The 15,176-nt window shown below is 64.1% G+C and carries 11 protein-coding genes; 6 read left to right on the forward strand and 5 right to left on the reverse strand.

Annotated elements, in window-relative coordinates:
• The first annotated feature begins 13 nt into the window (after positions 1-13).
• From HUK73_RS15480 to HUK73_RS15500, 5 genes are all read left to right on the forward strand, one after another.
• A complete protein-coding gene (locus tag HUK73_RS15480; RefSeq protein ID WP_176592699.1) occupies positions 14-2,080 on the forward strand; it encodes a hypothetical protein in 2,067 nt (688 codons plus the stop codon).
• Between the two features lie 227 nt (positions 2,081-2,307).
• A complete protein-coding gene (locus tag HUK73_RS15485) occupies positions 2,308-3,603 on the forward strand; it encodes an ATP-binding protein (RefSeq protein WP_176592700.1) in 1,296 nt (431 codons plus the stop codon).
• Between the two features lie 49 nt (positions 3,604-3,652).
• Positions 3,653-4,276, forward strand: coding sequence for a CatB-related O-acetyltransferase (locus HUK73_RS15490; protein WP_176592701.1), 624 nt, complete (start codon positions 3,653-3,655; stop codon positions 4,274-4,276).
• A gap of 2 nt (positions 4,277-4,278) precedes the next feature.
• Entirely contained in the window at positions 4,279-5,151 is an 873-nt protein-coding gene (locus tag HUK73_RS15495) for a glycosyltransferase family 2 protein (RefSeq protein ID WP_176592702.1), read from the forward strand.
• A gap of 5 nt (positions 5,152-5,156) precedes the next feature.
• Positions 5,157-6,074, forward strand: coding sequence for a glycosyltransferase (locus HUK73_RS15500; RefSeq protein WP_176592703.1), 918 nt, complete (start codon positions 5,157-5,159; stop codon positions 6,072-6,074).
• 4 nt (positions 6,075-6,078) lie between these two features.
• Here HUK73_RS15500 and HUK73_RS15505 read toward each other — a convergent pair whose 3' ends face one another.
• Genes HUK73_RS15505 through HUK73_RS15520 form a run of 4 tightly spaced genes read right to left on the reverse strand, consistent with a single transcriptional unit; the run spans position 6,079 to position 13,106 of the window.
• Positions 6,079-7,920 (reverse strand): ABC transporter ATP-binding protein, encoded by a 1,842-nt coding sequence (locus HUK73_RS15505; RefSeq protein ID WP_176592704.1) that lies wholly within the window; start codon positions 7,918-7,920, stop codon positions 6,079-6,081.
• Positions 7,917-8,933, reverse strand: coding sequence for a glycosyltransferase family 2 protein (locus tag HUK73_RS15510; RefSeq protein WP_176592705.1), 1,017 nt, complete (start codon positions 8,931-8,933; stop codon positions 7,917-7,919). The genes HUK73_RS15505 and HUK73_RS15510 overlap by 4 nt, the downstream gene beginning before the upstream one ends.
• Positions 8,930-11,965: a trifunctional glycosyltransferase/class I SAM-dependent methyltransferase/polysaccharide deacetylase gene (locus tag HUK73_RS15515; protein ID WP_176592706.1), complete on the reverse strand. Its 3,036-nt coding sequence runs from the start codon at positions 11,963-11,965 to the stop codon at positions 8,930-8,932. The genes HUK73_RS15510 and HUK73_RS15515 overlap by 4 nt, the downstream gene beginning before the upstream one ends.
• The gene (locus HUK73_RS15520) at positions 11,958-13,106 is read right to left on the reverse strand and encodes a glycosyltransferase family 2 protein (RefSeq protein WP_369805504.1); all 1,149 of its coding nucleotides are present in this window, start codon (positions 13,104-13,106) and stop codon (positions 11,958-11,960) included. The genes HUK73_RS15515 and HUK73_RS15520 overlap by 8 nt, the downstream gene beginning before the upstream one ends.
• Positions 13,107-13,251: 145 nt before the next feature.
• Here HUK73_RS15520 and HUK73_RS15525 point away from each other — a divergent pair, with 145 nt between their 5' ends.
• Positions 13,252-14,133 carry a glycosyl hydrolase gene (locus HUK73_RS15525; RefSeq protein ID WP_176592707.1) on the forward strand — a complete coding sequence of 294 codons (882 nt, stop codon included), beginning with the start codon at positions 13,252-13,254 and terminating at the stop codon, positions 14,131-14,133.
• Here HUK73_RS15525 and HUK73_RS15530 read toward each other — a convergent pair.
• On the reverse strand, positions 14,063-15,169 hold the full coding sequence (locus tag HUK73_RS15530) for a hypothetical protein (protein ID WP_176592708.1): 1,107 nt from the start codon (positions 15,167-15,169) through the stop codon (positions 14,063-14,065). The genes HUK73_RS15525 and HUK73_RS15530 overlap by 71 nt on opposite strands.
• Positions 15,170-15,176: the final 7 nt, after the last annotated feature.

Below are 15,176 nucleotides of genomic sequence, written 5' to 3' on the forward strand. Positions count from 1 at the left end.
ATATGGGCCGGCCTTGAGGCGGCCAGGCGCGGCAAGCGGCGGCGTGCCCGCGCCGATCGGCAATGTGATGGCGAACGGGTGGCAGGCGGCCATGCCGGCTCCTGCCGATCTGGCGCTGTCGCCCGTCACGGTCCTGCGGCAGGGATTTGACGCCAATGCACAGGCCAGGATTGCATCGGAGACGATGTTCACGACCAAGCGTGTGCGAAATGCCTATCCCGATCAGGCCAGCCTGACTGCCAATATAGTCGCGATGAACGATTATATATTGGCCACCGACATGATAGCAGGAGTGGCCAACAACAGCGCGGAAACCAGTCCCAGGCCGATTGCCAATTGGGTGACGCCTGATCGACTGCTGGTGGGCAACAGCATCGGCGGCGCAGACGCGCCGGTCGAACTGGTGGCTTTCCATTATCATATGCGCGGCGGGCGGCAGGTGGCGGCGGTCAGATTCCTGATCTCCGACGGCGTGACGACCATTTCGGTTCCGGTTTCCACGCCGACCGTTTCCGGCCGGGCCGGTGATCAGAATGCGGTCATTGTTTACGCCTTGCCCGCGACCGACATCTCCTCGCTGGCGGAGGGGGCGATCTCCGTCAATGCCGAGATTTATCCCCATGTCGGAGGCGCGGCATCGGTGCTGAGGAGCGCGGACACAGCGCGTGGCAGGGATTTCTCGCCCCGCTATTTCCGCAAGGATGCAGGCCGTTGCGCGGCGCCGCCGCTCGCCTATGTTTCTGCGAGCGGGAATGATGGGACCGGCGTCGTATCCACCGTCGCTTCGGTTGCGAAGGCATCGCCTTTCCTGACGATGAGTGGTGCGCTGGACGCGATACAGGCAGCCCATGGGGCGAGCGGCAGCGGTATCGACGGATGCCGCATCCGCATCATGGCGGGCGGCGACGTCGCGCTGGGCAGCGGCACCGCTGTCGCCAAGACGCAGAAGCTGGCGGCGCTCGTCGTGGAGCGCGATCCCGAAGCCGCATATGGGGACGTTCGCCTGACCATTGGGGGGCCGCGCCCACGTCTGGGTTCGGGCGGGTCGCTCGTGGCGCCGCTTGCGACCGGGTGCATCCACATCCGCAACCTGCGCATTCAACGCACCGCCACATCCTCTTTTGCAGGCGAGGCGGCCGCGCGTCTGGAGATCGTCTTCGACAATGTCGACTATGATAATAATGGGCAGGCGGCGAGCATGTTCTCGAACAGCGACGCCTATGTCTACGGCATGACGTTGACCGGTGCGGCCAGCCAGTTCCTGGGTGCGAGTGCCAATGGTCAATGGCGGATCTGGCGGGGACTGAAGCTCGACAATAGCGGAGCCGTATTCACGATCGAAGGCTATCTGGTCGTTGGTTCGATGATCCGCAGAACCGGATCGCTGGGGTCGGTGACGGGACAGATCAATGCGTTCAACCGCTTTTACGGGGTGGAAAATCTCAACGCGCCCTTTGGCGTCACGGGCACGGACAAGGTGGCGATCCAGAATATCTATGAGTTTGTGAGTTTCACCAGCGCATCGATGACGGGGATCACGCCCGACAATGCGTCGATCGGTGCGTCGAACATTCTTTTCTGCAACAACAGTCTTGCCGGCTTCAACGATCATGGCCGATCCAATCATGTCTATGATGAGGGATCGACTCAGCGGAACAGCAAGTTCATCCGCCAGCACGGCAACATCTTCGTCCAGTTGAACTGCAAGGGCGATGTGTTTCAGGTTCAGGGCGCGCGGACCGGCAATTTCGCGTTCAAACATGGCGTCGGCTGCACCGATAATTTCACCCAGTTCCGATCCGCCAATGGAGATCTGGTGGGGCAGGGAGCGAGCTTCGCGCAGGATTTCGCAGGGTTGGGCGCGAATTTCGGGACGTCGAACAGCGTGCGCAACGATCCCCTCTATGCCGCATCTGCAGCAACGACAGCCGGGCCGACAGCCGGGGCAGGGGCGGGCGATTACCGGCTCCAGGCGGGCAGTCCGTGCAGACAATCGGCGAGCGCCGTTCTCAGCCACGATCTGGCCGGAAATATACGTCCGACCGGAATTGGCGCAGATAGCCGGGGCGCCTATCTCTAATATTTGATCGACTATGCTCCCGTCACAATTTTTCTTTAAGTTTTGTCTAGCAGTTGTGCGTTGCACCCGACATAATGGGGGCAGGTCGAAGATTTGACGGGGGCGAACGGCCTCGTCCGGTGACCAGAGCGATGGTGCCGGACTCTGTCGGACGCGCGCCATTTCTTCAGCGCGGGAGCATGAATTTGAATTGGTTCTCCAGATGGACGAAAAGATCGCCGGATGCTTTGGAGGAAGAGGGGCGGTCCCTTCGCCCGGCGATCCGTGAGGGCCTTGGCAACCGATCCCGTGGCAGGGGCAAGGACCGTCATCCCCATTTCAAGGTTCTGGCGACCGATCAGTTGCATCATGGCCGGGGCGATGAACTGGAACGGGCGCGGGCGAAGCTGCGCGAAGCCTTCACGCCATCCCAGCCGGTCTCCAACATCTCCATGTTCGCCGGACGGGGTGCGATCCTGACGCGGTTGATCCGCGCGATCGAGGATCAGCAGCTTCACGTCGTCATCTATGGCGAACGGGGCATCGGCAAGACATCCATGCTCCGCATCCTTTCAGGGCTCGCGGACGAAGCGAAATATATTGTCTGCTACACTTCCTGTGGGGAAGGCTCCTCCTTCAGCGACATGTTCCGGTCCATTGCCGGGTCGATCCCGCTGCTGTTCCATTCCGGTTACGATCCGACCCAGTCGGAGATCGAAAATGGCCGGACCATGGCGGATCTGCTGCCGCCCGGCGAGGTCACGCCGCATCAGATCAGCGCGCTTTTCGCGCACCTCTCCGGCACCCGCGTACTCATCATTCTGGACGAATTCGACCGCAGTCCCAGTGGCGCGTTCCGCCGCATGATGGCTGAACTGGTCAAGAATCTGTCCGATCGTTCCACGCGCGTGCAGATTGTTGTCGCGGGTGTCGCGGGCAATCTTTCCGAACTGGTCGAGCATATTCCTTCGATCCGCCGCAATATATTGGGCCTGCAGGTGCCCAATATGACGGCTGAAGAAGTCGGTGAACTGATCAGGCTGGGCAGTGAGAGCTGTGGGTTGGATTACAGGGATGATGCTGTCGATCTGGTGTCCCATGTGTCCGGTGGCCTTCCCTATATCGTCAGCCTCTTGAGTCAGCATGCCGGGATCGCGGCGCTGGACCGGCAGGCCACGGTGGTCGAACGGTCGGATGTCGCCTATGCACTGGACTTGGCGACGGAAGAGACGCGGCAGCGCCTGTCCGAACGCAGCCTCCGCCTGATCCAGCGGATTCACGATCAGGGTCGCCGCGCCGCGCTGATTACGCTGGCCGACCATGCCTTGCACCATGCTGGAGGCATCGATCTGGATGCCAGCCAGATCGAACTGGCCGCCGCGATCGAGATTGGCCTGAAGGGACAATTGCTGGAGCCGGTGGGCGATGAGATCGGTGAACGCTTCCGCTTTGTCGAAGAAGGCGTGCCGGTCTATCTGTGGATGCAGTTCGTGGATGAATCGCTGAAGGGCGGTCAACCGGCGCCCCTCGCCAAGGCGCGATGATGGCCTGTATCCGCGCGCGTCGCGCCGGTTTGGGGGGAGCGTTGCGTTCATGAGGCTGCTGCGTAGCCTGGCCGAACGGGCGCTGCTTTGGTATTGGCGGCGGAACCAGCATGAAAATCAGCGGTTGCGCGCCCATTTCCGCAATCGATATGATATCGATGTCGGCCTCTATTCCTATGGCTGTTTCGACCGCTGGCGGATGCCGGGGCCGATCCGGGTCGGGCGCTATTGCTCGATCGGAAGCAGCGTGCGGTCGGTGCCGATCAATCACCCCTATCAGGCGATGACGACGCATCCCGCGCTGTACGAACGCAAATTCGGCGCGGTGGACCGGGACATCCACTGGGACGAACGGCTGGTGATCGAGGATGATGTCTGGATCGGCCACAACGTCATGATCCTGCCCGGATGCAAGTTCATCGGCCGGGGCAGCATCATCGGCGCGGGCGCCATCGTCACGCGCAATGTCGACCGCTATGCCATCATGGCGGGCAATCCCGCGCGCAAGCTGCGCGATCGGTTCGACCCGGCCTTGGCAGAACAGCTGGAGGCCAGCCGCTGGTGGGAGATGGACATTCCCGAACTGCGCCAACTCATCGCCACAAAAGGCGATCTGGTCTTTCATCCGACGGCGCAAAGCGTGGCGGACTGGCGGGCGAGCGCGGGCCGATAGCCATGACCTTTCCCCGCATCAGCGTCATCATCCCGCATTATAATGACCTGTCGTCGCTGGGCGACTGCCTTGACGCGCTGGAGGCACAGAGCCAGTCGCGCGATAGCTTTGAGATCATCGTCGCGGACAATGGATCGCCCATTGACCGGGCGGCGATGGAACGGGTGACGGCAGGCCGGGCAAGGCTGGTCACGGTAGCCGAAAAGGGGGCGGGGCCTGCACGCAATGGCGGAGTGGCGGCGTCGCGAGGCCCTTATCTGGCGTTCGTGGATTGCGATTGCACACCGCATGCGCGCTGGCTGGAGGAAGGCGTCGTCGCGTTGGAACGGCATGATCTGGTTGGCGGGCGCATGGTCGTCACGGTCGACAGGAACCGCGCCATCACCGGGCCAGAAGCCTTTGAGAGCGTGTTCGCTTTCGACAATCGCCGCTATGTCGAGGAGGAGGCGTTCACCGTGACCGCCAATCTCTTCTGCCCGCGCCGCCTGTTCGACGAGGTGGGCGGCTTCCGCAACGGCGTGTCGGAGGATAAGGACTGGTGCCATCGCGCCCGCGATGCGGGCTATCGCATCGGCTATGCCGAACAGGCGATGGTCGGTCACCCCGCGCGCGTGAGCTGGGATGACTTGCGCAACAAATGGCGGCGGCTGAATGCCGAAACCTACGGCCTTTTTCGCCCGAAACCCTTTGGCACGGTCAAATGGGTAATGCGTAACTGGTTGTTGCCATTGTCCATCGCGGCGCATGTGCCCACAGTGCTGCGCAGCCCTGCACTGCGATCCATGGCCGAGCGCCGGGCAGCCTTGGCGACATTGGTGCAGATCCGGCTGTGGCGCTTCGTTCATGCGCATCAACTGGCCTTCGGGCGGGGGTGACGGGCATGCATGTCGTGGTCTGCATCGTGGGCTTCCGCAATGCCGGGGAGATCCGCACTTGCCTCCAGGCGCTGGAGCAGGGCCAGCATCGCGATTTCGAAGTCGTGATCTGCGAAAATGGCGGAGACGAAGCGTTTTCAGCATTGCGTGACCTGTTGCCCGAGCGGTTTGCCGGCGGACAGGCAGTGACGGCTTTGCTGGCGCCCGGCAATCTGGGTTATGCCGGCGGCGTCAACCAGTGCATCCAGGCGCGGCCCGATGCCGATGCATGGTGGGTGGTCAATCCTGACACGCGGCCGGAAGCGGACGCGCTCAAGGCCATGGTCGAACGGCTGGAGCGCGGCGATTGCGATGCGGTGGGCGGCACGCTCTATCATGAAAATGGGCGGGTGCAGGCGCATGGCGGCCGCTGGCGATCATGGATGGCGCGGGCGGAATCGATCGGCCATGGCAGCGCGCTCTCCGATCCCGTCGATCCGCGTCGGGTCGAGGCGGATATGCATTATCTGCTGGGCGCGTCCATGCTGATGAGCGCGCGTTTCGTGGCCGTGACCGGCCTGATGCGGGAGGATTATTTCCTCTATGCGGAGGAAGTGGAGTGGTGCTTGCGCGGCCGGGCGCGGGGCATGCGGCTGGGTTTCGCGCCGGATGCGCGGGTCATGCATGGGCAGGGCGGGACCACCGGATCGGCCGAGGCGATCGATCGGCGTCCCCGGTTGCCCATCTATCTGGACGAGCGCAACAAGCTGCATGTCGTGCGCGACAGCACGCCCGCCCGCCTGCCGGTAGCGGTCGGCCTGTCCTTTGTGTTCCTGTTCCTGCGCTTCGGTCGTCGCGGCGCCTGGCGGCAGATGGGCTATGGTCTCGCCGGTTGGGCCGCTGCCTTGCGGGGCGCGCGCGGACTGCCGCCCTGGATGCGCTGAACCTTCAGTCGATTACTTCCAGTGAATCAGGATCGCCCAGCATGGCGGCGAAACGGGACGATTGCGCCATCAGTTGAGCAGGCGGGCCGGATGCCCGCACCTTGCCGTCCTCGATCCAGACGATGTGATCCACCGTCCTGACGGTTTCCAGCCGATGGGTGATGATCACCATCGTCCGCCCTGCCATGTGGCTGTCGATGGCGTGGCGAATCCTGTTTTCCAGATCGCGGTCCAGCGCGCTCATCGCCTCGTCCAGGATCATGAAGCGTGGCTGGCGCAATATGGCGCGGGCAAGGCCGATGCGTTGGCGCTGCCCGCCGGAAAAACGCAGCCCCTCCTGCCCCACCCATTCCTCGAAGCCATAGGGCAGGTTCTCGACAAATTCGGCGACCCCGGCGCTGCGGGCGGCGGCGATCACATCCTCCTCCGACGCGTCCTCCCGCGCCATGCGGATATTGTCGACCACCGTGCCCTCGATCAAATCGACATCCTGTCCGGCAACGCTCAACATCCCCAGCCATTCCGTGCGGCGGCACTCGTTCAGCCTGACGCCATCGACCCGGATCTCGCCGGCGACAGGCGCATAGAGGCGCAGCAGCAGATTGACGATGGTGGTCTTGCCCGCCCCGCTCGCGCCGACCAGAGCGGTGGTCTTGCCCGCTGGTATGGCAAAGGACACGGCGTCCAGTACCTTGTGCTGATCCTCGCCATAAGCGAAGTCGACATCGTGAAAGCTGATGCTGTCGGCAATATCTTTCACGGGCAGCGTACCGTCGACCGGATACTCCTTGTCTTCATCCTGGATCATCGCCCGTACCGAGCGCAGTTGTGGCTGCACCTGCGCGATGTACAGCATGTTGGTTTCCAGTTCGCGGACATGCGGCATCAGCCGGTAGAGCAGCACGACCGCGCCCAATGTCACCGCGAAGCTGGTCTGCCACCAACCCGCCGCCGCGATGATCGTGCACAATATGGCGAGGTAGCCGATTTCCGTCAGCGGCGGAATCCAGGCGGACAGGCGCAGCATCGCCAGCGAGCTTTCCCGCGCGGCGGCCGAGGACTGGATGAACCGTTCATGATGGAACTGTTCCTGCCCATAGGCGCGGATCGTCCGCATTCCCTGCAAGGTGACGAGCATATTTTCGCCCAGGCTCCGGTGCGCGGCCTTCGCCTCTCCGCCATGGGCCCGCGCCGGGCTGGAGAGGAAGCGCATCGCCGTCGAGATGATGAGCGTGCCGACAATCGCCGTCAGCGTGATCGGCGCCGACATGCCCAGCAGGAAAAGGACGAAGACCAATATCGAGCAACTGTTGATGATGAGCCGGGTGAAGGCGGCATAGGCGCTGGCGATGGTCCAGCTTTCGGTGCCCAGCACCTCCATCAGTTCGGCCTGTTCATGCTGCTGCACAAAGGCGTAGGACACGGTCAGATATTGCTCGTGAATGCGGTTGCGCACCGCCTCGCTGATTTGTTCGCCGATGGCGGAACTGATGCGCGTATAGACCAGCGCCAATATGCCGCGCGCGACGATCATCACCAGGATCAGCAGTGCCAGCTCGGTCGAACTGCCGAACCAGTTGACGGCGTCGCGCAGGATCTGGCCGACCAGCCCGTCGCCTTCCGCCGCGGCGACCTGTCCGCTGGCGGTGTAGAGGAACAGCAGGATCAGGGTGATCCCCACCGTTTCGGCCAGCGAGGAAATCAGGCCCAATATGATGAGCGTCGGCGTGGTCCAGCGCGGCTTGCCCACCATCGTCAGCAGCCGGTGGAGGTCGTTCAGGGATGCGCGCGCCGCACCCGGTTCGCGCTCGTCCTGCGTCGTTTCTGGGATCGCTTCGTCCGTCATGGCGCGCAATCGCCAATCGCGAAGACATAGGGCTGGGCTGGCGGCTGCGGCCGACGGCCGTGGCGGAGGGCGCGCAGGCGCCGCCGCAGGCGTCTTGCTGCCCCCCGCGCAAGTTGCATGCCGGCACTGGGCGCGGAACGGAACAGGATGTGCGCGGCAAGGCGCGGCTGGGGCCGAGCCAGCATCGCGACCAGCGCCGTCAATTGCCGCGCATCGCGCAGGAAGACGGCCCGGCGCGCCAGCCAGATCGCATAATTGGCCAGCCCTTCCTTGAGAATTGCCTGTTTGTCGCCGTGGCGTGTCGCCATTTCATCGACGACCATCATCCAAGACCGCAACATGCGGCACATGTTGCTGGACATATTGTCGGGCAGATAGCGGTAGCCGACCAGATAATCCGGCACCACGGCGAAGCGATGCCGTTCCGCGACGCGGGCGTAGAACAATATGTCCTCGCACCCCTGTGCTCCGGCGCGCCATAATCCGCTCTCGAAACCCCGGGCATCGATCAGCGCTTGCCGCCGGACCAGCGCCGCGCTGCCATTGCCGATGAAATTGCCCCGGAACAGATGGTCGAGAACCCAGCCGTCCCGCATCGGCCGGTCGCGATTGTCGGTGACATGGCTGTGCACGTCGATCTTCGCTGACCAACAATAAACCAGGCCGCAATCGGCACCCGCCGCGTCGAGCGCCTCCAATTGCCGCTCGATCTTGCCGGGCGCCCACAGGTCGTCCGCGTCGACAAAGGCGATCAGGTCCGACCGGGCATCCTGCCAGCCACGATTGCGTGCGGCGGCGACCCCGCCATTTTGCGTTTCAATCAACCGCACGCGCGGGTCGGCGGCGGCGTGGGACCGCACGATGGCGGCCGTCTCGTCGCGCGACCCGTCGTCCACCACGATGATCTCCAGCGCGCTATGGGTCTGGCTGCGGACACTGCGCAGTGTTTCGTCAATGGTCGCCCGGGCGTTGTAGGCGGGGATGACGATGCTCACCAGTCGCTCGTCGGTCATCGCACAGCCTCCATCATTGCAGCGAAATCCGCGACCGTGCGGTCGCCGCATATCTCCATCCGGCTGAGGTCGAAGAGACAGTCGCCCAACGTCACCGCGCCCACGCCACCGCCCAGCGCCAGACCATAGCCGCACTGTTCGGCCAGCCTGCCGAAGCGGCCGTCCGTCGCGCCGAAGGGGGATGCGACGGCGCGGGGCGCCCAGCCGATCCATCGTTCGATCATTGCCCGCGAGCGCAGCAATTCGCCTGCCAGTTCCCGGCTCGACAGGCCGTCTGCTGCCCGATGCGATGCGAGATGGGAGCCGAAGAACACCCCCTCCTGCGCCAGCCGCGCTATGGTCGCGGCATCCATCAGCGGCGCGGGCGTTCCGTGCCGCGCGTCCCATTGGGACGTGCCACCGACATGATCGGTCACCAGAAACACTTCCGCCGTCAGGTCGAGGCTCCGGAGGACAGGCCAGGCGTTATCGGCAAAATCCTGAAATCCGTCATCGAAGGTGATCCAGACCGGCCGCCCGGCAAAGGGCTCGTCATGGGCGAGGTGCCATTGGACATGATCGGCGGTCACCGCATGATAGCCATGCGACCGCAACCAGCGCATCTGGTCGCGGAAATCCCTGCATGTCACGCGATAGCGCCGTAGCGCATCCGGCCCTTCGTCGCTGACCGCATGGTACATCAGCACCGGCAGGGCGGGCCGGCGTTCCCCCACGGCTTCGGCCCGCAGCGTGGGCGCGCCGTTCCATATGACCCGTCGCGCAACCGCCGGGTCCAGCGGCGCCTCTATCCGATACCGTTCGATCACCGGCGAAGCGGATATTTCCTCCTCCGCAACACGGCGGAAGCGGTCGACGCGATACAGTTCGGTCTGGATCGACCGTTCGAGGATCAGGCCGGGCACATCCTCCAGAGCCTGCGCGATCACCTTGACGCCGAAGGGATTGGCCCAGTCGAAGCCGGTCCGGCTGCGGTCGTCGCCGATCATATGGGCATGGGCGGTGATCATGACGCCGCCCGGCGCCAAGGCCGTCGTCAGCCGCGCGACCACTGCCTGCAATTCAGCGACATCATCCAGATAGTAGAGGACTTCGGAACAGACGATCAGGTCCATGTTTTGCGGTAACGGGTCACGGGACAGGTCGAGCACGGCGAAATCGATATTGTCCCTGCCCTTGCACCGTGCATGAGCGCGCATCACGGCCGGCTCGGCGATATCGGTGGCGGTCAGATGGCCGACCTTCGCCGCCAGCATGGTGGTGAAGCGCCCCTCCGCACAGGCCAGTTCCAGCGCCTTGGCCACGGGACGGTCCGGCAACAGGGACAATTGCAGGCGATATTTCTCCTGCTCATAGGGCGAGCCATAATTCCACGGGTCTTCCGTCGCGAAATAACTGTCCCAGAAAGCCTTCCGGTCGCCGTCGCGCGCCGCTTCGGCCGGCGGCTCCAGTCGGGGTGCCGCTGCCGGTGCGGGCTTTGGCGCCATCAGGGCCTCGGCGCGGGCCTCCACCGCCAGCAGAGCCAGTGCGTGATTATGGCCGCCGGGCGGATACATGTTGGGAAGGTGATCCACCAGATGCACGCCTTCCGCCAATGCCCTCCGGCGGTCATCGCCCGCGCTGAGCCTGCGCGCGATCCGCGTCATCCATCCCAATTGCGAGCGGTCCACGCCGTGCTGGCCTTCCGCGCGCCGAATGGCTGCCGGTGCGGCAAGAGCGCCGATGAAGCCGCCGATGGCCTTGCGCGTCGGATCGGGGAAGCGGCTCTGGTCCACCCATTCCAACAGGTCGAACCGCCCCAGCATGGCCGGTTCGGCAATGGCGGCGACCTCTTCGCCCTCCATGACATAGGCGTAGAGCCGATCCTGCGGGCCGACCGTTTCCGTGACCGTCGGCGCATCGGCCGCCATGCGCAGCCCCAATGTCAGGCCCAGCGGACGCGGCGCCGACAGATCGTCATGACAAAGCAGCTTGCGGTCCAGCGCATAGCGCATCCGGCGTTCCGCGACGGGATCGGCCCAGGCCTGTCCCATTTCAAGGAACAGCCGGTCCAACGCTTCCCCATAATCGGGCCAAAGCGCGGCAAGCCGCGACGGCACGGTTCGCAGGCTGACCGACAGTGCCTCGATGATCGTGTCGGCAAGCGCCTCCGCCCGGTCGGGGCCGCAGCCGAGAGCGGCCAGAACCTCCCGGTCGAGGACCAGATCGTCCCCACCGATCAGCGCGACCACCATGTTCCACAGGGCGAACCAAGCATAGGCCTCTTCCGGCGAAAGGCCGTTGGCGTCGTCCAGCCCGGCGGCATGGTGGGGCAGGGGATGGCGCACGCGCGGATCGGGTCCGAAGGCGCGGAACACCACCTTCCGTCCATCCTCCAGCATCTGGCGGCTGGCGCGGGTCAGCGATCCGGTGGAGGCGCGGTAATAGGCAAAGGGCTTGTCCACCATCAGCCATTGCGTGCCCGCGCGGGAGAGGCGTTGCCACAGATCCCAATCCTCGCACGTCGGCAGGCTCGTGTCGAAACCGCCTGCGTCCACGACCATCTGCCGGTCGATCATCAGGCAATTGATCGTGACCGCGCAGGTCCGGGCAAATATGTGGAAGGGCGCATCCTGCACCCGTGGATCGACCGTGCTGGCCGTCATCGTCCCATCGGGCATGACCCGCTGATAGCCGCAATAGGCGACGCGATAGTCCGGCGCTGCATCCAGCGCGGCCAGCATCGTCGCCATGAAGCCGGGATCGATCCAGTCGTCCGAATCCAGAAAACTCATCCACTGGCCAGCGGCCAGCGCGATCCCGCGATTCCGCGCCGCCGCCGCGCCTTCGCGCGTGCCCTGCACCAACCGGAAACGGCTGTCCTGCGCAGCGCGTCGGGCCACGATGGCGGCTGTCGCGTCGGTCGATCCGTCATCGACGATCAACGCTTCCCAATCGGTGAAGCTCTGGGCGGCAAGGCTGTCCAGTGCCGCCTCGATCGTCGCTTCCGCATTATAGGCCGGCATGATGACCGAAACGCATGGCGCCTCAGCCATGGGGGCGCTTCTGCCGCCAGTAGAATAGGAGGCCTGCGAAATAGCCGGTGACTTCCTGCTTCAGAAAGCGATCCTCGATGGTTCGGCCCTGCCACAGCCGCCGCCATATCCGCCCCGCATACCAGCGCGGCATCCACCACAATGCTTGCCGAAGGTTGCAGCGCAGCCCGGTGCGTTCGTTCTGCACCATCAGCGCCGCCGCATGACCCCGCATGTAGGAATAGATCTGGTGAGACAGCCCTTCCATCGCCCGGCGATGGAAGTGGAAGGCGATGGCTGTGGGTTCGTAACGGCAATCGATCCCCGCCGCGAGCAGGCGGTACCAATATTCCGAATCGCCCGAACAGCCCGCCTGTCCGACATCCAGCCGCTCGTCGAACAGGCCGACCCTGTCGAAAACATCGCGGCGGAAGGCCATGCTGGCCCCCGCGCCGACCTTCCACGCGGGAAAGACGGCCTGGGCGGAGGTCGCCGCAAAATCGGCGGCGCGAAAATCGATCCGGTCATAGCCCTGGCCGAAACTCCAGAAGCTTTCGAAATGGCGTTGCGCCGCCGTTTCCAGCTCGCCCGGCAGCACCAGCCCGGTCACCGCGCCGATGGACGGCTCGTCGAAGGCGGCCAGCAGATGCTCCAGCCATTGCGGGTGCAACAGCACATCGTCGTCCGTATAGGCGATGATATCGGCGGTGGCGCGCATGGCGCCGGTGTTGCGGGCGAAATCCAGCCCCGGCCGGTCCTCCCGCACATAGACGACGCCTGCCTCCAGCGCGACTTCGCGGGTGCGCCCGTCGCGCGAGGCATTGTCGACGACCACGATTTCGCTGGGCGTGACGCTTTGTTGCGGAAGCGAAGCGAGGCAGCGCTTCAGCTCTTCCGGCCGGTCGCGGGTGCAGATCACCACGCTGACGCTCAGCGGCGGCAGGGAAGCGGGGCGTGCGGGCGGGGTGCCGGTCTCCACGCGTTTTTCCCGGCCGTCGTCCAGCCGCAGAACATGGCCCACCGCATAGCCGGAACGCCAGAAAACGGTCATGGCTTCGCTTGCCGCGGCAAACGGGGCGGCGTCCGCCCTGTCGAGATCGATATGCTTGACACCTTGCACGCCGGACAGGCCCGGCAAGGATTGTGCAGGAAGATATGACACGATAGCCTGACCGTTATTGCCCCTGTCCCGTTCGACGGGATTTTTTGTTCAATGCAGCAAAAGCACGCCAGTCGCAACTATTGCCATAGGCATGACTATGACAATGATCATGAATATTGAGTATAGACAGTATCGAATTGGGGCTGTGCGCCGGTTTTTTTCGGTTGTCATGCTTTGGGGCCTGTGTTCCGCTCCTTTATCTGCCGTTGCGCGGGAAGGGGCGCGGCCCGACAGGATCGAGCAGCCCGAAAAGATCGGTGTCGGCACCTGGCCGCTCCACGGTGATGCACGGATGATCCGCGATATCGACAGGCTCGGCGCTCACTGGTTCTATAGCTGGACAAAGCGGGAACCCAAATCGGATCCGCGTTTCGTGCCGATGCATTGGGGCATGCAGGACCGGGCCGGACAAACCTATGCCGTCATGCTGGCGTTCAACGAGCCGGACGAACCGAAACAGGCCGCCATGACGGTGGAGGAGGCCCTGGCGCAATGGCCGCGCCTGATGGCGGCCGCCACCCGCCTGTCGTCCCCCGCCACATCGCGCGAACAGACGCTGGGCGAGCAATCATGGCTGGGGCGTTTCATGGCGGAGGCGGAGCGGCGGGATTATCGCGTCGATTTCATCGCAGTCCATTATTATACGCAGGACCCGGACATCGGCCTGTTCAAACGCTTTCTGGAGCAGGTCCATGCCCAATATGGCCGCCCCGTCTGGGTCACGGAATGGGCGCTGGCGGACTGGAACAGGCCGGATCGCTTTTCCGCTGCCCAGCAGCAGGCCTTTTTCGAAGGCGCGGTGCAGATGATGGACGATCTCGACTTTGTGGAACGCCATGCCTGGTTCGGCGCCTATGCCGGGCTGGACAATCTGGACCTGGGATCGGCGCTGCTGACCCGCGATGGCCGGCTGACCCCGCTTGGCGATGCGTTCCGCGCCGCCGCGCAGGGCGCCCTCAGGGGGCCGGGATGCGCATCCGGACTGAAGGGCGCAGTGTCGGGGGCAGTGCCACCAGCCCCCTGCTGAGGTTGAAGCACAGGGCGATGGCCCGGTTGAGCAGCGGGCGCAGCAAAAGGAATAGCAGCGCATGGACCGGCGCATTGAGCAGCAGGACCAGCATAAGCAGCAGCTTCTTCTCCTGATTCGCCAGCGCGTCGATCAACAGAGGATAACAGGCGGTGATGACCCATCCGTGCAGCAGCAGGAAATGCAGCGAATAGCGGCCGAACCAGCCAGCAATGCGCCGGGGCCAGGCCGGCCGTTCGAGCTGGGCCACCCAGAGAAGGAACAGCAAGAACCCAGCCTCCTGCAACAGGACCAGCGGGATGAACCCCGCTGTGCCCACCATGGGAAAGGGCAGGAAGTCCAGATTGCACGTCCAGCACAGTCCGCTGCGCCAGATGTCCGGTCCATTGAACCACGCCGCTGCCAGCGACAGCAACAGTCCGCCCGCACCCATTATTGCGGGCACGTGCCATGACCGCGATATGCGCATGCCCATCAGGAAGAACAGGGCGGCAAACGGCCAGTTGCGCCATTCGTAGAGATTATAGGGCCAGTGGCGGCTTTCCCCATAGGCGATCACGATGGCGATCACCGCCGCTGCCGCCGCAAAGCCGATCCTGCTCCGTTCGAACAGATAGACGAGGGGGCGTATGACCGCGAGTACGACGAAGAACCAGGCGACGAATGTCGAATAGCCGGTGCCGTGCAGGATTGGCCGGACCAGCGTGCGCAGCAGGTCGTGCAGCGTCGCGGGCGGCCCATAGATCAGCGCATTCAAGACGAAGCCGCCGACATGCGACAGCACCGCCAGCAGAAGCAGCATGATCGACTGCATCGCGACGGACTCGACCGTTCGCCGCTTCAGGCCCCTGGCCCCCATGCCACCCAGGAAGAAAAAGGCCGAAACATGCCCCGCCAGCATCTTGATCTGAAGCAGCGATGCGGAAAAGGCTGAAGGATCGGGCGCCACTTTCAGCAGCGCGAACAGGATATGCAGGTGAAAAACGCCCAGCAAGATATAGCCGCGTGCGGCATCGGCTCGGGCGTCGAGTGTCATGATCGGC

The organism is Sphingobium sp. EM0848 (assembly GCF_013375555.1).
Lineage (GTDB): Bacteria > Pseudomonadota > Alphaproteobacteria > Sphingomonadales > Sphingomonadaceae > Sphingobium.

Coding starts and splice junctions, on each gene's coding strand:
- HUK73_RS15490 (WP_176592701.1), top strand. CDS start 3,653: ATGAGGCTGCTGCGTAGCCTGGCCGAACGGGCGCTGCTTTGGTATTGG.
- HUK73_RS15495 (WP_176592702.1), top strand. CDS start 4,279: ATGACCTTTCCCCGCATCAGCGTCATCATCCCGCATTATAATGACCTG.
- HUK73_RS15500 (WP_176592703.1), top strand. CDS start 5,157: ATGCATGTCGTGGTCTGCATCGTGGGCTTCCGCAATGCCGGGGAGATC.
- HUK73_RS15505 (WP_176592704.1), bottom strand. CDS start 7,920: ATGACGGACGAAGCGATCCCAGAAACGACGCAGGACGAGCGCGAACCG.
- HUK73_RS15510 (WP_176592705.1), bottom strand. CDS start 8,933: ATGACCGACGAGCGACTGGTGAGCATCGTCATCCCCGCCTACAACGCC.
- HUK73_RS15515 (WP_176592706.1), bottom strand. CDS start 11,965: ATGGCTGAGGCGCCATGCGTTTCGGTCATCATGCCGGCCTATAATGCG.
- HUK73_RS15530 (WP_176592708.1), bottom strand. CDS start 15,169: ATGACACTCGACGCCCGAGCCGATGCCGCACGCGGCTATATCTTGCTG.